Source organism: Rhodoferax sp. (assembly GCF_030653815.1).
Taxonomy (GTDB): domain Bacteria; phylum Pseudomonadota; class Gammaproteobacteria; order Burkholderiales; family Burkholderiaceae_C; genus Rhodoferax.
The window spans coordinates 150778-169803 of the sequence record NZ_JAURYQ010000036.1; the positions used below are offsets into that span (position 1 = coordinate 150778).

A 19026-nucleotide genomic window follows, 5' to 3' on the forward strand; every position below is an offset into this window, starting at 1 on the left:
TTTCAATAATCAGCTTGCCAGTCCACCAGAATACGTCGCTCGCTCAGGTTCACATCGTCGATGTAAACCGCCACAAACGGGATCATGATTTCCAGCAATTTGCCGTCTTGTAGCTGGTCGATCACCAGCACGGTTTGCGGGCCGGTGGTCAACAGGTCACGCACCTGACCCAGCGCAACACCTTCACGGTTGACGACGTCCAGCCCGATCAGGTCGACCCAGTAGTACTCGTCTTTTTGGGCCGTGGGAAAGCTGCTGCGCGAAATGAAGATGCGCGCACCGCGCAGGGCGTCTGCCACACTGCGGTCATCGATACCGAGCCCGCAGGCGACCACGGTACCTGAATGAATTTTGGTTTCCTTGACTTTCAGCAAGCCGACGCCGTCAAAGGTTTTGACACCTTTTTCAGTGGGTAACAGAAACCAGCTTTGGGAAGAAAAAAGCGCCTCGGGATCGGCGCTGTAGGGGAGGACCTTGAACCATCCCTTGATGCCCCAGGCATCAGTGATGCGCCCGACTTCGATGGCATCTGCCGGCAGTTCGGCAGCCTCCAGGCCGGGCAGCATCAGCAACAATCAGACCGCTTTGGCAGCAGATTGTTTGATCAGGCGTTCCACGGTGGGAGAAGCTTGCGCGCCCACACTGCGCCAGTAGGTCAAACGGTCCTGGGCAATGCGAATGCTTTCCTCGGAAGCCGTGGCGATCGGGTTGTAAAAACCAATGCGCTCGATAAAGCGGCCATCGCGACGGGTGCGCTTGTCAGCCACCACAATATTGAAAAACGGGCGAGCTTTAGCACCGCCACGGGCGAGTCGAATGACGACCATGATGTATCCTTTGGGGAAGTGGAATAACTTCCACGAAAATTGGCATTTAACCTGGCGTTTGAGACACGCGACATAACCACCCGGTTATGCGACACGCCAGACAGCCGCACATTATATCGTTCTTCACCACCATGCCCATCATTCGCCCCAGTCAATCCAGCGAGATCGCGCAAATAACGGCCATCTATGCCCACCACGTGTTGTATGGAACCGGCACTTTCGAGCTTGATCCGCCTTCCGAGGCCGAGATGGGCCAGCGCCGGGCCGATGTGCTGGACAAAAATCTGCCCTACCTGGTGGCCGTCGATGGCGCTCAGGTGCTGGGCTTTGCCTATTGCAACTGGTTCAAGCCGCGCCCGGCCTACCGTTATTCGGCTGAAGACTCCATTTATCTGGCACCAGCAGCCATCGGGCAAGGCTTGGGGCGCGCCCTGTTGGCTGAATTGATGGCGCAGGCTGAGCGCGCCGGTGTGCGCAAGCTGATTGCCGTGATCGGCGACTCGCACAACCAGGGTTCCATTGGTGTCCATCACAGCGCGGGCTTTGACCATGTCGGCACGCTCAGGGCGTGCGGCTGGAAGTTCGAGCGCTGGCTGGACGTGGTGCTGATGGACAAGACCTTGGGTTTAGGCAGCGGCGTTGCGCCACTGTGAAGTTGCGCTGTCGCCTCAAAAAACCTGCAAACTGATCCAGTACGCGAATGCGGCGACAAAGGCGCTGGCCGGGATGGTCAGAATCCAGGCCCAGATGATGTTGCCCGCAACGCCCCAGCGCACGGCGCTGGCCCGCCGCGTGGCGCCCACGCCCACAATGGCACCGGTGATGGTGTGGGTGGTCGACACCGGCACGCCGAGGGCAGTGGCAAAAAACAAGGTGATTGCCCCGCCGGTTTCGGCACAAAACCCGCCGACCGGTTTGAGTTTGGTGATTTTCTGGCCCATGGTCTTGACAATCCGCCAACCGCCGAACATGGTGCCCAGTCCGATAGCCGTGTAGCAGGTCAGAATGACCCAGTTGGGTGGCGTCTGGTCTGCGGCGTTGGTATAACCGGTGGCGATCAGCAACATCCAGATGATGCCGATGGTTTTTTGGGCATCGTTGCCCCCATGCCCCAGACTGTAAGCCCCCGCCGATACCAGTTGCCAGCGCCTGAACCATTTGTCCACCTTGAGTGGCCGGAAGCTGCGAAAGCTCCAGGACACCAGAATCATCATGGCGGAACCCAATAAAAAACCCAGTAGCGGGGAGACAAAAATAAACACCACCGTCTTCAAAATTCCTGCGGAAATCAGCGAACTGACGCCCGCTTTGGCAATGGCGGCGCCCACAATGCCACCAATCAAGGCATGCGACGAACTGCTCGGGATGCCGTAGTACCAGGTAATGAAATTCCAGGCAATCGCACCCACCAATGCGCCGAAAACCACATGGGTGTCCACCACACCGGGCAGCACAATGCCTTTGCCCACCGTCGCAGCGACGCTGAGGTGGAAGACAAAAATCGCCGCCACGTTGAAAAAAGCGGCAAAAACGACGGCTTGCCCTGGTTTGAGAACACCGGTGGAGACCACGGTCGCAATTGAATTGGCGGCGTCGTGAAATCCATTCATGAAGTCAAAAACAACGGCCATCAAGACCAGCACCACCACCACCCATAGCGCAGTTTGTACAGTTTCCATAGTCCTGAACCTCGCGCCGATCAGGAGTTTTCGAGGACAACACCCTCGATCAGGTTGGCCACGTCTTCACAGCGGTCAGTGATGGTCTCCAGCAGTTCGTAAATGGCCTTGAGCTTGATGAGTTCGCGCACATCAGGCTCTTCCCGGAACAATTTGCTCATGGCGGTTCGCATCACGCGGTCAGCATCGCTTTCCAGTTTGTCAATTTCATCGCAAGTTTTCAGGGCGGCATCAGCGGTGGACGCATCGGCAATTTTGCTCAGCAATTGCACGGCGACGCGGACACGCTCACAGCATTTCACGCTCAGATCGGTGAGTCGGGTGATGGCGTCAGTCATGTGGTGCACGTCATACAAGGCCATGGTCTCGGCGGAGTCCTGAATCAGGTCGGCGACATCGTCCATGGTGTTGATCAGGTTGTGAATTTGCTCACGGTCGATCGGCGTGATGAAGGTTTTGTGCAGTGCCTTGTTGACTTCATGGGTGATGCGATCGGCGGCGCCCTCGGCATGGTTCACCTCGCGATGGTATTTTTCGCGCAGCGCCAAATCACCGTAATTGGCAACCAGCTTGGAAAAAGCATGGGCTGCCTCGACGATGTGGTCGGCGTGCTGGTTGAACAGTTTGAAAAAATTGGTGTCACGCGGAAGCAGTTTGCCAAAAAACACAGGGAACTCCTTGGGAATATTTCAAAACCATGACGGTTTGACGACTTTCCCAAGTTTAACGGTCAACCAGTCGGCGCCATAAATGAAAACGCACCGCAGCGGAGGCTACGGTGCGTTAAGGGAAGAGGTGGCGTCCCTCGAGACGCCGCTTGGGCAAGGCGAATCAGGCGGTGGCGGTGTCCTTCACCGAGGCTGCTGCATCGGTGTAATCCTGCACCTGATCAAAGTTCAGGTACTGGTAGATTTTGCTGCTGGCTGCCGTCAACACACCCATGTCGGCCATGTATTCGGCTTTGGTCGGAATGCGCCCAAGCTTGGAGCAAATGGCTGCCAATTCGGCGCTGCCCAGATAGACATTGCTGTTCTTGCCCAGACGGTTCGGGAAGTTGCGGGTGGAGGTGGAAAACACCGTGGCGCCTTCCTTGACCTGCGCCTGGTTGCCCATGCACAGGCTGCAACCCGGCATCTCCATGCGGGCACCGGCAGAGCCCAACACGCCGTAGTGGCCTTCTTCGGTGAGCTGCTTGGCGTCCATTTTGGTGGGCGGTGCCATCCACAGCTTGACCGGGATGTCGCGCTTGTTTTCCAACAACTTGGAGGCCGCGCGGAAATGGCCGATGTTGGTCATGCAGGAGCCGATGAAAACTTCGTCGATCTTGGCACCGGCCACGTCGGACAGGGTTTTCACGTCGTCGGGGTCGTTCGGGCAGGCCACGATCGGCTCATGGATGTCGGCCAGGTCGATCTCGATCACGCTGGTGTACTCGGCATCGGCGTCGGCCTTGAGCAATTGCGGGTCGGCCAGCCAGGCTTCCATGGCCTTGATGCGGCGCTTGATGGTGCGCACATCCGAGTAGCCGTTGGCAATCATCCACTTCAACATGACGATGTTGCTGTTGATGTACTCGATGATCGGCTCTTTGTTCAGGTACACGGTGCAGCCGGCGGCGCTGCGTTCAGCCGACGCATCAGAGAGTTCAAACGCCTGTTCGACCTTGAGGTCTGGCAAACCTTCAATTTCAAGAATGCGGCCGGAGAACACGTTCTTCTTGCCCTGCTTGGCCACGGTGAGTTCGCCTGACTTGATGGCGTACAGCGGAATGGCGTTGACCAGGTCACGCAGCGTGACGCCGGGCTGCATTTGGCCCTTGAAGCGCACCAGCACGCTCTCGGGCATGTCGAGTGGCATGACGCCGGTAGCCGCGCCAAACGCCACCAGGCCGGAGCCGGCGGGGAAGCTGATGCCGATCGGGAAGCGGGTGTGGCTGTCGCCGCCGGTGCCCACGGTGTCAGGCAACAGCATGCGGTTGAGCCAGCTGTGGATGATGCCGTCACCCGGGCGCAGCGGAATGCCGCCGCGGTTGCTGATGAACTCGGGCAACTCGTGGTGCATCTTGACGTCCACCGGCTTCGGGTAAGCCGCGGTGTGGCAGAAGGACTGCATCACCAGGTCTGCGCTGAAGCCCAGGCAAGCCAGGTCTTTCAGTTCGTCGCGGGTCATCGGGCCGGTGGTGTCCTGCGAGCCGACACTGGTCATCTTGGGTTCGCAATAGGTGCCGGGCAACACGCCCTGGCCTTCGGGCAAACCGCAGGCGCGCCCCACCATTTTTTGTGCCAGCGTGAAACCCTTGCCGGTGGCTTTCGGGTTTTGTGGCAGACGGAACAGGGTTGACACGGGCAGACCCAGAGACTCGCGGGCTTTGGCGGTCAGGCCGCGGCCAATGATCAGGGGAATGCGGCCACCGGCGCGGACTTCGTCGAACAAGACCTCGCTCTTGAGTTTGAACTCGGCGATGACTTTGCCGTCTTTCAGGGCTTTGCCGTCATAGGGACGCAACTCGATGGTGTCGCCCATGGCCATCTGGCTCACATCCAGCTCAATCGGCAGGGCACCCGCATCTTCCATGGTGTTGTAGAAAATCGGGGCGATCTTGGCACCCAGGCAGACACCGCCAAAACGCTTGTTGGGCACAAAGGGAATATCTTCACCGGTGAACCAGAGCACGCTGTTGGTGGCCGACTTGCGGCTCGAACCTGTGCCCACCACGTCGCCTACGTAGGCGACCAGGTTGCCACGGGCGCGCAGGTCCTCGATGAACTTGACCGGGCCGCGTTTGCCGTCGTCTTCGGGGGTGATGCCGTCGCGCTTGTTTTTAAGCATGGCCAGCGCGTGCAACGGGATGTCGGGGCGGCTCCAGGCATCCGGGGCGGGCGACAGGTCGTCGGTGTTGGTCTCGCCCGTGACCTTGAGCACGGTCAGGGTGATGCTTTGCGGCACTTCCGGGCGGCTGGTGAACCACTCGGCGTCGGCCCAACTTTGCAGCACGGCTTTGGCGTGGGCGTTGCCGTGGTCGGCCTTTTCCTTGACGTCGTGGAACTGGTCGAACATCAACAGGGTTTTCTTCAGGGCTTCGGCGGCCACGCCGGCCACAGCCGCGTCGTCGAGCAGGTCGATCAGCGGGGTCAGGTTGTAACCACCCAGCATGGTGCCGAGCAATTCCGTGGCTTTCTCGCGGCTGATCAGTGCGCATCTTTCGGTGCCGTGCGCCACGGCGGCCAGGTAGCTGGCCTTGACCTTGGCAGCGTCGTCAACACCGGCGGGTACGCGATGCGTGATCAGGTCCAGCAGCATGGCTTCTTCACCAGCGGGTGGATTTTTCAGCAACTCGATCAACTCGGCGGTTTGCTGTGCCGTCAGGGGCAGGGCGGGGATGCCGAGGGTGGCGCGCTCAGCAACATGGGCACGGTAGGCTTGCAACATGGTCAACTCCTTCTAAATCAAAAAATGAACGGCCTGATCATCAGGCCGAGAAAAAAACCTGGGCGGGATCATGGCTTGACAGTTTGGCCGTCTGGTGGGCACGCACCAGCACCTGCCAAAAATAGCGGTAACTGGCACGGTCATGCAGATGGCCATCAAGTGAAATCGGTGCCCAATCAGCCGCATGGGCAGCACAAACGATGCGACTGGCCTGGTCGACTTCATTGGCCGCTGGCGCAAAGGCCGCCAGGATGGGGCGAATCTGGTCGGGGTGAATGCTCCACATGCGACCAAATCCCAGCGCACGGCTGGCGTGCCTGGCCGCTGCCTCCAGTTTGGCAATGCTCTTGAATTCGGTCACCACGCAATGTGCGGCCGTCTTGCCAAAGGCATGACAGGCTGCTGTGATCGCCAGCTTGGCGCGCACCACCAGTGGATGACTGAACTGGTCCAGGTCTTCGGGTCGGCTGAATTCCGAGGTGCCCATGGCACTGGCCGGAATCGCGCCGCCGTGGGCAGAGACAAAATCCATCAAGCCAAAACTGAGCGACTCCACGCGGGGATGTGCGGCAATGGCTGCCACATGGTGCACCGCCAGCGGTGACTCGATCAGCACGTGCAGCGGCAAAGGCGCGGTGCGCCCGCTTGTTTTTTCAGCCTGGTCGATGTGAATCAGGGCGCGCTCAATGTCAGCGACCGAGTCCACCTTTGGGATCATCACATGGCACAAGGCCTGTGCCGCGCGCCCCACAATGGTGGCTACGTCACCGGCAAACGCGGGGTGGTCGACCGGATGCACCCGGGCCGCAATGCGGGGCTGGCCGTAAGGCGCCAGAGGCTGGCTCGCAGACCAGGTATTTTCAGCCAGTTCCGCCACCATCTGGGCATGGTCTTTTTCACCGCCAACCGGCGCGCCGTCTTCGCAATCCAGCGTGACGTCAAACGCGCAAGTCCCCAATTCTTGGGTCAGTTCGGCCTGCAAAGCCAGGCTCTTGACCATGCGCGCCCGGACGCCGCAGTAGTGGTCGCACACCGGTAGGGGTGAGGCCGCTGCCGGGCCCAGCAAGACGTCGCGCGGATGGGTCACGAGCCTGACTCTGGACGGGTGGTTTACAGCAGGTGGGCGACGCCGGCCTGCTCGTCTTGCAGTTCTTTCAGCGTCTTGTTGATGCATTCCTGGCTGAAGGCGTCGATGGACAAACCTTCAACCATTTTGTATTCGCCGTTCTCGCAGGTCACGGGGAAGCCAAACATCACATCGGCCGGAATGCCGTATTCGCCGTTGGAGGGAATACCCATGGTGACCCACTTGCCGTTGGTGCCCAGGGCCCAGTCGTGCATGTGGTCAATGGCGCCGTTGGCGGCCGAGGCTGCAGACGACACGCCACGTGCCGCGATGATGGCCGCGCCACGCTTGCCCACCGTGGGCAGGAAGGTATTGGCGTTCCAGTCGGCGTCGTTGATCATGTCTTTCACGCTGGCACCGTTGATGGTGGCGAAGCGGTAGTCAGCGTACATGGTGGGTGAGTGATTGCCCCAGACCGCCATGTTTTCGATGTCGGCCACGGCCTTGCCAGTCTTGGAGGCCAGTTGGCTCAAGGCGCGGTTGTGATCCAGGCGCAGCATGGCGGTGAAGTTTTTGCGCGGCAGGTCAGGGGCGCTCTTCATGGCAATGTAGGCATTGGTATTGGCTGGGTTGCCCACCACCAACACGCGCACGTCGCGGCTGGCCACGGCATTCAGGGCCTTGCCCTGGGCCGTGAAAATTTCGGCATTCACGGCCAGCAATTCAGCGCGTTCCATGCCGGGGCCACGGGGACGCGAACCGATCAACAGGGCGTAATCCACGTCCTTGAACGCGGTCATCGGGTCGCTGTGGGCTTCCATGCCAACGAGCAAGGGAAATGCGCAGTCCTGAAGTTCCATCATCACGCCTTGCAGCGCCTGTTGGGCCTTTTCAACGGGAACTTCCAGCAGGCTCAAGACGATGGGCTGGTCCTTGCCGAGCATTTCGCCCGAAGCGATACGAAACAGGATGGCGTAACCAATTTGACCTGCGGCACCGGTAACGGCTACACGGACGGGCTTTTTGCTCATGGCGAAATCTCCAGAAGGTTTAAGAAATAATTCAGTGGGCGCAGGGCGAGCATCGCAAGGCCAAGCCCGTAGCAAACCGAGTGTACTCTGGAAAACCCTGATTCGTCAATTTGTCTTATGTCTTATATAAGATATGATTCAGCAAAAATGGCCACGCCAAAAATCGAGACAAATTCACCATGCAAACCTTTCCTGATCCTGTCATCGAGCCCGTTCTGATGGCGCCAGAGCCTGCCATTTTGCAGGCCTCCTCGGCAACGCCGGCCTTCAGCCCGCTGTACCAGCAAATCAAGGGCCTGATCCTCAACAGTTTGCGTGTGGGGGAGTGGAAGCCCGGCGAAATGATTCCCAGTGAAATGGATCTGGCGGGGCGCTTCCATGTGAGCCAAGGCACGGTGCGCAAGGCCATCGATGAATTGGCGGCCGAAAACCTGCTCTCGCGTCGCCAGGGCAAGGGCACCTTTGTCGCCACCCATGCCGAGCAACAAGTGCAGTTCAGGTTTCTCAAGTTGGTCCCCGACAGCGGCACGCAGGGCAGCGAAGGCCCGGCACAGCGGGACATCATTGAGTGCAAGCGCAGTCGCGCCACCGCCGACGTGGCCCGCGCGCTGGCCTTGCGCAACGGCGACACCGTGTTGCAGGCCCGGCGCGTGCTCAGTTTTGGCGGCGTACCCATTATTTTGGAGGACATCTGGTTGCCCGCAGCCCCGTTCAAGGGTTTGACGGCTGAGCAACTGGCCAGCTACCAAGGCCCCATGTACGCCTTGTTCGAGACCGAGTTCAATGTTCGCATGGTGCGTGCCGAAGAGAAAATTCGGGCCATTCCCGCGACGGACTTGCATGTGGCGCACCTCAAGGTGCCCTTGGGAACGCCCTTGTTGAGTGTGGAGCGCGTGGCCTACACCTACCGCGATGAGCCTATGGAATTGCGCCGCGGCTACTACCGCACTGACACCCATCATTACCACAACACGCTCGGATGAGCTATTTATTGACCTATGTCAGCTTGAAGTCCGTTTGAAGTGTCATCCTTGACGGCTCAAAATGTTTGATTGACAAAAATACTGCGCCAATAGCCCAAGGGGTCGGGCGCTTTCTTCATTGCAATAGAATTTGTCAGTTAACTTTTTACTCAAGGTTACCCAGTTGTTACCTCAACCATGAAAGCATCGTATGTCTGAATCAGCGGCCAGCACAGCAAAAAAACGTCCGGAGTTCTACAACATTGATGGCAAATCGCTCATCAGCTACCGATGGCCACTGGCTTCCCTGGCTTCGGGCATGCACCGCGTCAGCGGCGCCATTCTGTTTTTCCTGATGCCTTTCATCATCTGGATGTTCGACAACTCCATCTCCTCTGAAATTTCTTTTTTGAAATTCAAGGCGGCTTTTAACGAAGGCATGCTGGGCTTGCCGGGTTTCATCTGGAAGCTGGTGGCCCTGGGCATCATCTGGGCCAGTCTGCACCACTTCATTGCCGGTATGCGTCACCTCTGGATGGACACCCACCACGAACACGTCACCAAGGATTTCGGCCGCCAGACGGCTGCCGTGGTGCTGGTGCTCACACTCACACTCACACTGGTGCTTGGCGCCAAGCTGTTCGGTCTTTACTAAAAAATTCAGGAGTCATTCATGTCTGTCAATTTCGGATCTCACCGCCTGGTTGTTGGCGCCCACTACGGTATGCGCGACTGGTTGTCGCAACGCGTCACCGCCGTCCTCATGGCCCTGTTCACGGTGCTGGTGCTGGCGCAGCTGATCTTCAGCAAGGGCCCGATCGGTTACGAGTTGTGGGCCGGCATTTTTTCGCCGCAGTGGATGAAGTCGCTGACCTTCCTGGTCATTCTCTCCATGCTCTACCACGTGTGGGTGGGCATGCGCAATATTTTTCAGGATTACGTCAAACCCTACGGCGTGCGTTTTGTCATGCACGTGTTTGCCATTGCCTGGCTGATTGCCTGCACCGGTGGCGCCATCGAAGCTTTGTGGCGCTTGTAAACTTTCTTTTTGAAAAGAAAGTCTTTGCATGTCCTGGTATTTCCCGGGGTGTGCTGTAACCCATACTCAAGACAAAAAAATCCATCATGACTGCAACCTCGAAACTTCAAACGCGTAAATTTGACGTCGTCATCGTCGGCGCTGGCGGCGCCGGCATGAGTGCTTCGCTGCAACTGGCCAATGCCGGCCTGAATGTGGCGGTGCTGTCCAAGGTGTTCCCGACTCGTTCGCACACCGTGGCGGCCCAGGGCGGCATTGGCGCCAGCCTGGGCAACATGGCTGAAGACAATTGGCACTACCATTTCTACGACACCATCAAGGGCTCCGACTGGCTGGGTGACCAGGACGCCATCGAGTTCATGTGCCGTGAAGCGGCCAAAGTGGTGTACGAGCTGGAACACTATGGCATGCCGTTTGACCGCAATCCGGATGGCACCATCTACCAGCGCCCTTTCGGCGGCCATTCCAGCAACTACGGTGAAAAGCCGGTGCAGCGCGCCTGTGCGGCCGCTGACCGTACCGGCCACGCCATGCTGCACACGCTGTACCAGCAAAACGTCAAGGCCCGCACCAACTTCTTTGTGGAGTGGATGGCGCTGGATCTGATTCGCGATGCTGAGGGCGATGTGGTGGGTGTCACCGCGCTGGAAATGGAAACCGGTGAAATCCACGTGCTGCGCGCCAAGAGCGTGATGTTGGCCACCGGTGGCGCAGGGCGGATTTTTGCCGCATCCACCAACGCCTACATCAACACCGGCGACGGTCTGGGTATGGCGGCGCGCGCCGGCATTCCGCTGCAAGACATGGAGTTCTGGCAGTTCCACCCCACCGGCGTCGCCGGCGCGGGCGTGCTACTGACCGAGGGCTGCCGCGGCGAAGGCGCGATTCTGCGCAACAGCAATGGCGAGCGTTTCATGGAGCGTTATGCCCCGACCATGAAAGACCTGGCGCCACGCGACTTTGTTTCGCGTTGCATGGACCAGGAAATCAAGGAAGGCCGCGGTTGCGGTCCCAACAAGAACTACATCAACCTCGACATGACGCACCTGGGGGCTGAGACCATCGCCCTTCGTCTGCCCAGCGTGTTTGAAATTGGCCACAACTTTGCCAACGTGGACATCACCAAGGAACCCATTCCTGTGGTGCCCACCATTCACTACCAGATGGGTGGTATCCCGACCAACATCAACGGCCAGGTGGTCGCACCGAACAGCGGCAATCCGAGCGCCGTGGTCAAGGGCCTGTATGCCGTGGGCGAATGCGCCTGTGTCAGCGTGCACGGTGCCAACCGGCTGGGTACCAACTCCCTGCTCGACATCGTCGTGTTCGGCCGGGCGGCCGGCAAGCACATCGTCGAGTTCAACAAGGAAAACGAAATCCACAAATCCTTGCCTGAAAACGGTGCCGACATTTCCCTGGAGCGGCTGAACCGCCTCAATACCGCCACGACCGGCGAGTACGCGCAGGTGGTGGCGGGAGACATGCGCGACATCATGCAGCAGCACGCCAGCGTGTTCCGCACCCAGGCCAGCATGGACGAAGGTGTTGCCAAAGTTGCCCAGTTGCGTCAGCGCGTGACCGGCATCAAGCTGACCGACAAGTCGCAAATCTTCAACACCGAGCGCATCGAAGCGCTTGAAGTGGAAAACATGATCGAGGCGGCACAGTCCACCATGGTGTCGGCTGCAGCACGGCACGAATGCCGCGGTGCCCACAGCGTGGCAGATTACGACCGGGCGGCCGATGACGCGACCTGCCCGCTGGGCCGAGACGATGCCAACTGGCTCAAGCACACGCTATGGGACAGCGCGAGCAACAGCCTGAGCTACAAGCCTGTGAACCTCAAGCCGCTGACGGTGGCCTCCATTCCACCCAAGATCCGCACCTTCTAAGCCCCGGCTCTGCTGGTTTTGACCCTTACAAGAAAGCAAATCATGGCTAAACGTACCATCCAAATTTACCGCTACAACCCTGACACCGATGCCAAGCCCTACATGCAGACCATCGAGGTCGAACTCGACGGCAGCGAGCGCATGCTGCTCGACGTGCTTGTCAAGCTCAAGGAAATCGATCCCACCTTGTCCTACCGACGCTCGTGCCGCGAAGGCATTTGTGGCTCGGACGCGATGAACATCAACGGCAAGAATGGTCTGGCCTGCCTGGTCAACATGCTGACACTGCCCGACAAGATCGTGCTCAAGCCGCTGCCGGGGCTGCCCGTGGTGCGCGACCTGATTGTCGACATGACGCTGTTTTTCAAGCAGTACCACTCGATCAAGCCCTACCTCATCAACGACAGCCGCCCGCCGGAAAAAGAGCGCCTGCAGAGCCCGGAAGAGCGCGAAGAGCTCAATGGCCTGTACGAGTGCATCCTGTGCGCGAGCTGCTCCACCAGCTGTCCGGTGTTCTGGTGGAATCCCGACAAATTCGTCGGTCCGGCAGGCCTGCTGCAAGCCTACCGTTTCATTGCCGACAGCCGCGATGAAGCCACCAGCGAGCGCCTGGACAACCTGGAAGATCCCTACCGTTTGTTCCGTTGCACCACCATCATGAATTGTGTGGACGTGTGCCCGAAAGGTCTGAACCCGACCAAGGCGATCGGCAAGATCAAGGAACTGATGGTGCGTCGCGCCATCTGACGCCGCCCTGATGAACCACCCTGACATGGATGCCGGCGACGCCTTGATTGATGAACGCATGCTGAGCAAGCTCAAGTGGCGCTGCCGCAGGGGCTTGCTTGAGAACGATATTTTTATCGAGCGCTTCTTCAAGCGTTATGAGTCCACGCTCACTGTCAAGCAGACGCAAGGTCTGAACGTTCTAATGGACTTGAGTGATTCAGATCTGCTGGATTTGCATCTTGGGCGCAAAACGCTGGCGCAAGTGGATGTCAATCTCGTGCAGGACGAGGTCTTCGAAGTTTTGAGTATGTTGAAAAAACCACCTGAAAGGTCCCTATGAAGCTAGCTGAAAATAAAGCCACCCTGTCGTTCAGCAACGGCAGCCCCAGCGTTGATTTGCCGGTTTACCAGGGTACGGTGGGTCCGGATGTGATCGACATTCGCAAGCTCTATGGCCAGACCGGCATGTTCACCTACGACCCGGGTTTTTTGTCGACGGCCGCATGCCAGTCTGCCATCACTTACATCGACGGCGACAAGGGTGAGCTGCTGTACCGCGGCTATCCCATCGAGCAATTGGCAACGCAATGTGACTACCTGGACACTTGCCACTTGCTGCTCAATGGTGAATTGCCCAACGTGCAGGAGCGTCAAGACTTTCACAAACTGGTGATCAACCACACCATGGTCAACGAGCAGATGCAGTTTTTCATGCGCGGTTTCCGCCGTGATGCGCATCCCATGGCTGTCCTCACCGGCCTGGTGGGTGGTTTGTCGGCTTTCTACCATGACAGCACCGACATCAACAACCCGCAGCACCGCGAGATTGCCGCTATTCGCCTGATTGCCAAAATGCCCACCCTGGTGGCCATGGCCTACAAGTACGGTATCGGTCAGCCTTACATGTACCCGCGCAACGACCTCAGCTACGCCGGTAACTTCCTGCGCATGATGTTCGGCACGCCGTGCGAAGAGTACGTGGTCAACCCGGTGCTGGAACGCGCGCTGGACCGCATCTTCATCTTGCACGCTGACCATGAGCAAAATGCGTCGACCTCGACCGTGCGCCTGTGCGGCTCGTCGGGTACCAACCCGTTTGCGGCCATTGCCGCGGGCGTGGCTTGCCTGTGGGGCCCCGCTCATGGCGGTGCCAACGAAGCCTGCCTCAACATGCTCGAAGACATTCAGCGTAACGGCGGCATTGCCAAGGTCGGTGAGTTCATGGAGCAGGTCAAGGACAAAAATTCCGGCGTCAAGCTCATGGGTTTTGGCCACCGCGTCTACAAAAACTACGACCCGCGCGCCACCCTGATGCAACAAACCTGCAACGAGGTGTTGTTGGAGTTGGGTCTGGAGAACGATCCCTTGTTCAAGTTGGCCAAGGCGGTCGAAAAGATTGCACTCGAAGACGATTACTTTGTGTCGCGCAAGCTTTACCCGAACGTCGACTTCTATTCCGGCATTGTTCAGCGTGCCATTGGCATCCCGGTCAACTTGTTCACTGGTGTTTTTGCCCTGGCACGAACCGTCGGCTGGATTGCCCAGCTCAACGAAATGATCAGCGACCCCGAGTACAAAATTGGCCGTCCGCGCCAGCTGTTTACCGGTTCGGTCACGCGCAATGTGAGGCCTGTGGCTGAGCGTTAATTCAACGCACCCAGTAAAAACCCGCCGGCTGGCAACAGCGGCGGGTTTTTTACTGATCATGATGGGTGCGCCAGCCGTTTAAAATCCGCGATTCACCGAGGAACCACCATGGGACGCACTCTCTACGACAAACTCTGGGACGAACACGTCGTCCACACCGAAGAAGACGGTACTGCGCTGCTCTACATTGACCGCCATCTGGTGCATGAAGTCACCAGTCCGCAGGCGTTTGAAGGTCTGCGCCAGTCCAAACGCCCGGTCTGGCGTGTCAGTTCCATCGTGGCCACCGCCGACCACAATACGCCCACCACAGGCTGGGAGCTGGGCTACGATGGCATCACCGACCCCACCAGCAAAGAGCAGGTGTTGACGTTGGACGCCAACATCAAGGAATACGGCGCGGCCGCCTACTTTCCGTTCATGTCTCAGCGCCAGGGCATCGTGCATGTGATCGGCCCCGAGAACGGCGCCACGCTGCCCGGCATGACCGTGGTGTGTGGCGACTCGCACACCTCGACCCACGGCGCTTTTGGTGCCTTGGCACACGGCATTGGCACCAGCGAGGTCGAGCACGTCATGGCCACGCAAACGCTACTGGCCAAAAAAGCCAAAAACATGCTGGTTCGGGTCGACGGCATCCTGCCGCGTGGCTGCACTGGCAAGGACATTGTGCTGGCCATCATCGGCAAAATCGGTACCGCCGGTGGCACCGGCTACACCATCGAATTCGGCGGTGCCGCCATCCGTGCCTTGAGCATGGAAGCACGCATGACCGTGTGCAACATGGCCATCGAGGCCGGTGCCCGCGCCGGCCTGGTGGCGGTCGATGACAAGACCATCCAATACGTCAAGGGCCGTCCTCTGGCCCCCGGCTATAACGCGCCCAACGAAGCAGCGGCGGCCGTGGAGTGGGACCAGGCCGTGGCCTACTGGAAGAACTTGCATTCGGATGCCGATGCGCACTTCGACGCCGTGGTCGACATCGATGCTGCGCAATTGGTGCCGCAAGTGACCTGGGGCACCTCGCCCGAGATGGTGCTGGGTATCAATGACCGCGTACCTGACCCGGATCGCGAAAAAGATGCCAACAAGCGCGGTGCCATTGAGCGTGCCCTGGCCTACATGGGGCTGGAGCCTGGCAAAGCCCTGAACGACCTGTACGTGGACAAGGTGTTCATTGGCTCCTGCACCAATAGCCGCATTGAAGACATGCGCGAGGCGGCGGCTGTCGTGAAGTCTCTGGGCCGCAAGGTGGCGTCCAACATCAAGCTGGCCATGGTGGTGCCAGGTTCCGGCCTGGTGAAGGCGCAGGCCGAGCGTGAAGGTCTGCACGAAGTTTTTCGTGCTGCCGGTTTTGAGTGGCGCGAGCCGGGTTGCTCCATGTGCCTGGCCATGAACGCCGACCGCCTGGAGCCGGGCGAGCGCTGTGCGTCCACCAGCAATCGCAATTTTGAAGGGCGACAGGGTGCCGGCGGGCGCACCCATCTGGTCAGCCCGGCGATGGCTGCTGCCGCCGCCATTCACGGCCATTTTGTCGATGTGCGCAAGTTTGTCTAACCCAGGCCTCAAGGACACTTTCATGAAATCACTGAGCACTTTGTTCATCGCTACCGCACTGCTGGTTCTGGTCGGCTGCAACACGGTCAAAGGTGTTGGTCAGGACCTGCAAAGAGCGGGTGAGAGCATCGAAGACGCAGTCAAGAAAAAGTAAAGACACACCATGCAAAAATTCAACTTGCTCAAGGGCCTGGTCGCGCCGATGGACCGGGAAAATGTCGACACCGACGCCATCATTCCGAAGCAGTTCCTCAAATCGATCCGCAAGACCGGTTTTGGTCAAAATCTGTTTGACGAATGGCGCTACCTGGACGCGGGCTACCCCGGTCAGGACCCGGCCAGTCGCAAGCCCAACCCCGACTTTGTGTTGAACCAGCCGCGTTATCAGGGCGCGTCCATCCTGCTGGCGCGCAAGAATTTCGGCTGCGGATCGTCGCGCGAACACGCGCCCTGGGCGCTGGACCAGTTCGGTTTTCGCGCCATCATCGCGCCCAGCTACGCCGACATCTTTTTCAACAACAGTTTCAAGAATGGCCTGTTGCCGATCGTGCTGACTGAAACCCAGGTGGCGCACTTGTTCGACGACGTGGCGGCCTTTCCAGGCTACGCCCTGACGATTGACCTGGAGCGTCAGTTGGTGATCAAGCCCGACGGTGAAGAGTTGCCGTTCGAGGTTCAGGCCTTTCGCAAATACTGTTTGCTCAATGGCCTTGATGACATCGGCCTGACCCTGCGCCATGCCGACAAGATCAAGGCCTTCGAGGCCGAACGCCTGGCGCAAAAGCCCTGGCTGGCTCACAGCATGCTGGCCTGAGTTAAATATCCAAACCATCCATCACATTTATGAAAATTGCAGTTTTACCCGGCGACGGCATTGGTACCGAAATTGTGGCCGAGGCAGTCAAGGTGCTTCAGGCCCTCGATTTACGCTTTGAAATGGAGACTGCCCTGGTCGGTGGTGCCGGTTATGAGGCCCACGGCCACCCGCTGCCTGAGTCCACCCTGAAGCTGGCCAAAGAAGCCGATGCCATTCTGTTCGGCGCCGTCGGTGACTGGAAGTACGACACGCTCGACCGACCCTTGCGCCCGGAGCAGGCCATTCTGGGTCTGCGCAAACACCTGGGGCTGTTTGCGAATTTCCGTCCGGCCATTTGTTACCAGGAGCTGGTGAATGCCTCCAGCCTGAAACCCGAGTTGATTTCGGGTCTCGACATCCTGATCATCCGTGAACTGACCGGTGACATCTACTTTGGCCAGCCGCGCGGTCGTCGTATCGCCACGGACGGGCATTTTCCCGGAGCTGAAGAGGCCTTCGATACCATGCGCTACAGCCGCCCCGAAGTGGAGCGCATTGCCCATGTGGCTTTCCAGGCGGCGCGCACGCGCAAGGCGGCGGGCTCCGAGGGCCGCGTCACCAGCGTCGACAAGGCCAATGTGCTGGAAACCTTCCAGTTCTGGAAAGACATCGTGACCGAGGTCGGCCTGCAGTACCCCGACATTGCGCTTGATCACATGTACGTCGACAACGCCGCCATGCAACTGGTGCGTGCACCCAAGAAGTTTGACGTGGTGGTCACCGGCAACATGTTTGGCGATATCCTGAGCGATGAAGCCTCCATGCTCACGGGTTCAATTGGCATGTTGCCCTCAGCCTCCATGAATGCCAACAAGCAGGGCCTGTTTGAGCCCAGCCACGGCAGCGCGCCCGACATTGCCGGCAAGGGCATTGCCAACCCGCTGGCGACCATTTTGAGTGCGGCCATGATGCTGCGTTTTAGCCTGAACCAGCCCGAGGCAGCTGCTCGCATTGAAGCGGCCGTCAAAGCGGTGCTGACCCAGGGTCTGCGCACGGCCGACATCTTCAGTGCGGGCGGCACGCGTGTCAGCACCCGCGAGATGGGCGATGCAGTGGTCAAGGCACTGCAGTCCTAAATACTTAATTGATCTGAAAAGGAAGTGTGATGAAAGTTGGTAACTTGGTGGGTTTGGTGGGGTGGCGTGGCATGGTGGGCTCGGTACTCATGGACCGGATGCAGGCAGAGGGCGACTTCGACCTGATCGAGCCCATGTTCTTCTCAACTTCCAACGCGGGTGGCAAGGCCCCAGCGCAGGCCAAAAACGAAACCACACTGCAGGATGCGTTCAATCTTGATGCGCTCAAGCGCTGCGACATCATCATCAGCGCGCAGGGCGGTGACTACACCACCCAGGTCTTCCCCAAGCTGCGCGCGGCCGGCTGGAATGGGCACTGGATCGATGCCGCGTCCACCCTGCGCATGGAAAAAGACGCCGTCATCATCCTGGATCCGGTCAACATGCCGGTGATCCAGAAGGCCCTGGCCGGCGGTGGCAAGAACTGGATCGGCGGCAATTGCACCGTGAGCTGCATGCTGATGGGCGTGGGCGCGCTGTACAAGGCCGGTCTGGTCGAGTGGATGAGTACCCAAACCTACCAGGCGGCTTCCGGTGGCGGTGCCCAGCACATGCGCGAACTGCTGACGCAGTACGGCACGCTGAATGCCGAGGTGAAGTCCATGCTGGACGATCCCAAGAGCGCGATTCTGGAAATCGACCGCAAGGTGATTGCCAAGCAGCGTTCCTTGAGCGCCGCCGAGACCGCCAACTTTGGCGTGCCCCTGGGCGGCTCGCTGATTCCCTGGATCGACAAGGATCTGGGCAATGGCATGTCCAAGGAAGAGTGGAAAGGCCAGGCCGAGACCAACAAGATACTGGGTCAGGGCGCGGACTTCGGTTCCATCGAAACACCGGTCGACGGCTTTTGTGTGCGCGTGGGTGCCATGCGTTGCCATAGCCAGGCACTGACCTTCAAGCTCAAAAAAGACGTGCCGGTGGCCGACATCGAAGCCATGATCGCGGCTGACAACCCGTGGGTCAAAGTGGTTCCCAACACGCGCGAAGCCACCATCCGGGACCTGACACCTGTGGCGGTCACCGGCACCATGACGATTCCCGTGGGCCGAATCCGGAAAATGGCCATGGGGCCGGAGTATGTGGGCGCGTTCACCATTGGCGACCAGCTGCTGTGGGGCGCTGCCGAGCCGCTGCGCCGCATGTTGCGCATCCTGCTGCAAGCCTGAACCTTTTGAGGCGCGCAAGCCTGCTGGGCAGCTGATCCATTTTGGGACACAGGGTGGGTTGCTTCACCCT

Annotated in this window: 20 protein-coding genes; 13 read left to right on the forward strand and 7 right to left on the reverse strand. The window is 59.2% G+C overall.

Translation table 11 applies throughout. The features are described from left to right. Positions 1-2 precede the first annotated feature (2 nt). Together rimM and rpsP are read right to left on the reverse strand one after the other, a co-directional pair. A complete protein-coding gene (rimM, locus tag Q7U49_RS12370) occupies positions 3-566 on the reverse strand; it encodes a ribosome maturation factor RimM (protein WP_304764568.1) in 564 nt (187 codons plus the stop codon). Positions 567-575: 9 nt separating this feature from the next. Beyond that, the gene (gene rpsP / locus Q7U49_RS12375) at positions 576-827 is read right to left on the reverse strand and encodes a 30S ribosomal protein S16 (RefSeq protein ID WP_304764569.1); all 252 of its coding nucleotides are present in this window, start codon (positions 825-827) and stop codon (positions 576-578) included. A gap of 131 nt (positions 828-958) precedes the next feature. Here rpsP and Q7U49_RS12380 point away from each other — a divergent pair, with 131 nt between their 5' ends. Then, complete coding sequence (locus tag Q7U49_RS12380; RefSeq protein WP_304764570.1) at positions 959-1480, forward strand: GNAT family N-acetyltransferase; 522 nt, start codon at positions 959-961, stop codon at positions 1478-1480. A 15-nt stretch (positions 1481-1495) separates the two neighbouring features. On the opposite strand, the gene Q7U49_RS12385 is transcribed toward Q7U49_RS12380, so the two are convergent. The 5 genes from Q7U49_RS12385 to Q7U49_RS12405 form a co-directional block, all read right to left on the reverse strand. Further along, positions 1496-2506, reverse strand: coding sequence for an inorganic phosphate transporter (locus tag Q7U49_RS12385; protein ID WP_304764571.1), 1011 nt, complete (start codon positions 2504-2506; stop codon positions 1496-1498). A 20-nt stretch (positions 2507-2526) separates the two neighbouring features. Beyond that, positions 2527-3174, reverse strand: a complete 648-nt coding sequence (locus tag Q7U49_RS12390; RefSeq protein ID WP_304764572.1) for a DUF47 domain-containing protein — start codon at positions 3172-3174, stop codon at positions 2527-2529. Positions 3175-3337: 163 nt separating this feature from the next. Beyond that, positions 3338-5935 (reverse strand): bifunctional aconitate hydratase 2/2-methylisocitrate dehydratase, encoded by a 2598-nt coding sequence (locus Q7U49_RS12395; protein WP_304764573.1) that lies wholly within the window; start codon positions 5933-5935, stop codon positions 3338-3340. A 40-nt stretch (positions 5936-5975) separates the two neighbouring features. Beyond that, complete coding sequence (locus Q7U49_RS12400; protein WP_370654002.1) at positions 5976-7109, reverse strand: CoA ester lyase; 1134 nt, start codon at positions 7107-7109, stop codon at positions 5976-5978. Then, positions 7046-8032, reverse strand: coding sequence for a malate dehydrogenase (locus Q7U49_RS12405; protein WP_304764575.1), 987 nt, complete (start codon positions 8030-8032; stop codon positions 7046-7048). Before Q7U49_RS12405 ends, Q7U49_RS12400 begins: the two co-directional genes overlap by 64 nt. A gap of 218 nt (positions 8033-8250) precedes the next feature. Here Q7U49_RS12405 and Q7U49_RS12410 point away from each other — a divergent pair, with 218 nt between their 5' ends. From Q7U49_RS12410 to asd, 12 genes are all read left to right on the forward strand, one after another. Beyond that, positions 8251-9015 (forward strand): GntR family transcriptional regulator, encoded by a 765-nt coding sequence (locus tag Q7U49_RS12410; protein WP_304764751.1) that lies wholly within the window; start codon positions 8251-8253, stop codon positions 9013-9015. Between the two features lie 190 nt (positions 9016-9205). Next, complete coding sequence (gene sdhC, locus Q7U49_RS12415; protein ID WP_304764576.1) at positions 9206-9649, forward strand: succinate dehydrogenase, cytochrome b556 subunit; 444 nt, start codon at positions 9206-9208, stop codon at positions 9647-9649. 18 nt (positions 9650-9667) lie between these two features. Further along, positions 9668-10033, forward strand: coding sequence for a succinate dehydrogenase, hydrophobic membrane anchor protein (sdhD, locus tag Q7U49_RS12420; RefSeq protein WP_304764577.1), 366 nt, complete (start codon positions 9668-9670; stop codon positions 10031-10033). An 86-nt stretch (positions 10034-10119) separates the two neighbouring features. Continuing rightward, positions 10120-11925 (forward strand): succinate dehydrogenase flavoprotein subunit, encoded by a 1806-nt coding sequence (sdhA, locus tag Q7U49_RS12425; RefSeq protein WP_304764578.1) that lies wholly within the window; start codon positions 10120-10122, stop codon positions 11923-11925. 42 nt (positions 11926-11967) lie between these two features. Continuing rightward, the gene (locus Q7U49_RS12430) at positions 11968-12672 is read left to right on the forward strand and encodes a succinate dehydrogenase iron-sulfur subunit (RefSeq protein ID WP_304764579.1); all 705 of its coding nucleotides are present in this window, start codon (positions 11968-11970) and stop codon (positions 12670-12672) included. A gap of 10 nt (positions 12673-12682) precedes the next feature. Further along, complete coding sequence (locus Q7U49_RS12435) at positions 12683-12994, forward strand: succinate dehydrogenase assembly factor 2 (protein WP_304764580.1); 312 nt, start codon at positions 12683-12685, stop codon at positions 12992-12994. Beyond that, positions 12991-14301, forward strand: coding sequence for a citrate synthase (locus Q7U49_RS12440; protein ID WP_304764581.1), 1311 nt, complete (start codon positions 12991-12993; stop codon positions 14299-14301). Before Q7U49_RS12435 ends, Q7U49_RS12440 begins: the two co-directional genes overlap by 4 nt. 108 nt (positions 14302-14409) lie before the next feature. After that, positions 14410-15858: a 3-isopropylmalate dehydratase large subunit gene (gene leuC / locus Q7U49_RS12445; RefSeq protein ID WP_304764582.1), complete on the forward strand. Its 1449-nt coding sequence runs from the start codon at positions 14410-14412 to the stop codon at positions 15856-15858. Between the two features lie 22 nt (positions 15859-15880). Then, complete coding sequence (locus Q7U49_RS12450; protein WP_304764583.1) at positions 15881-16012, forward strand: entericidin A/B family lipoprotein; 132 nt, start codon at positions 15881-15883, stop codon at positions 16010-16012. 9 nt (positions 16013-16021) lie between these two features. Continuing rightward, positions 16022-16672, forward strand: a complete 651-nt coding sequence (gene leuD, locus Q7U49_RS12455) for a 3-isopropylmalate dehydratase small subunit (RefSeq protein WP_304764584.1) — start codon at positions 16022-16024, stop codon at positions 16670-16672. Between the two features lie 29 nt (positions 16673-16701). After that, positions 16702-17790: a 3-isopropylmalate dehydrogenase gene (leuB, locus tag Q7U49_RS12460; protein ID WP_304764585.1), complete on the forward strand. Its 1089-nt coding sequence runs from the start codon at positions 16702-16704 to the stop codon at positions 17788-17790. 29 nt (positions 17791-17819) lie between these two features. Beyond that, the gene (gene asd, locus Q7U49_RS12465; RefSeq protein ID WP_304764586.1) at positions 17820-18956 is read left to right on the forward strand and encodes an aspartate-semialdehyde dehydrogenase; all 1137 of its coding nucleotides are present in this window, start codon (positions 17820-17822) and stop codon (positions 18954-18956) included. The last annotated feature ends 70 nt before the right edge of the window (positions 18957-19026 follow it).

Coding starts and splice junctions, on each gene's coding strand:
- rimM (WP_304764568.1), bottom strand. CDS start 566: ATGCTGCCCGGCCTGGAGGCTGCCGAACTGCCGGCAGATGCCATCGAA.
- rpsP (WP_304764569.1), bottom strand. CDS start 827: ATGGTCGTCATTCGACTCGCCCGTGGCGGTGCTAAAGCTCGCCCGTTT.
- Q7U49_RS12380 (WP_304764570.1), top strand. CDS start 959: ATGCCCATCATTCGCCCCAGTCAATCCAGCGAGATCGCGCAAATAACG.
- Q7U49_RS12385 (WP_304764571.1), bottom strand. CDS start 2,506: ATGGAAACTGTACAAACTGCGCTATGGGTGGTGGTGGTGCTGGTCTTG.
- Q7U49_RS12395 (WP_304764573.1), bottom strand. CDS start 5,935: ATGTTGCAAGCCTACCGTGCCCATGTTGCTGAGCGCGCCACCCTCGGC.
- Q7U49_RS12400 (WP_370654002.1), bottom strand. CDS start 7,109: ATGCATCAACAAGACGCTGAAAGAACTGCAAGACGAGCAGGCCGGCGT.
- Q7U49_RS12405 (WP_304764575.1), bottom strand. CDS start 8,032: ATGAGCAAAAAGCCCGTCCGTGTAGCCGTTACCGGTGCCGCAGGTCAA.
- Q7U49_RS12410 (WP_304764751.1), top strand. CDS start 8,251: ATGGCGCCAGAGCCTGCCATTTTGCAGGCCTCCTCGGCAACGCCGGCC.
- sdhC (WP_304764576.1), top strand. CDS start 9,206: ATGTCTGAATCAGCGGCCAGCACAGCAAAAAAACGTCCGGAGTTCTAC.
- sdhD (WP_304764577.1), top strand. CDS start 9,668: ATGTCTGTCAATTTCGGATCTCACCGCCTGGTTGTTGGCGCCCACTAC.
- sdhA (WP_304764578.1), top strand. CDS start 10,120: ATGACTGCAACCTCGAAACTTCAAACGCGTAAATTTGACGTCGTCATC.
- Q7U49_RS12430 (WP_304764579.1), top strand. CDS start 11,968: ATGGCTAAACGTACCATCCAAATTTACCGCTACAACCCTGACACCGAT.
- Q7U49_RS12435 (WP_304764580.1), top strand. CDS start 12,683: ATGAACCACCCTGACATGGATGCCGGCGACGCCTTGATTGATGAACGC.
- Q7U49_RS12440 (WP_304764581.1), top strand. CDS start 12,991: ATGAAGCTAGCTGAAAATAAAGCCACCCTGTCGTTCAGCAACGGCAGC.
- leuC (WP_304764582.1), top strand. CDS start 14,410: ATGGGACGCACTCTCTACGACAAACTCTGGGACGAACACGTCGTCCAC.
- Q7U49_RS12450 (WP_304764583.1), top strand. CDS start 15,881: ATGAAATCACTGAGCACTTTGTTCATCGCTACCGCACTGCTGGTTCTG.
- leuD (WP_304764584.1), top strand. CDS start 16,022: ATGCAAAAATTCAACTTGCTCAAGGGCCTGGTCGCGCCGATGGACCGG.
- leuB (WP_304764585.1), top strand. CDS start 16,702: ATGAAAATTGCAGTTTTACCCGGCGACGGCATTGGTACCGAAATTGTG.
- asd (WP_304764586.1), top strand. CDS start 17,820: ATGAAAGTTGGTAACTTGGTGGGTTTGGTGGGGTGGCGTGGCATGGTG.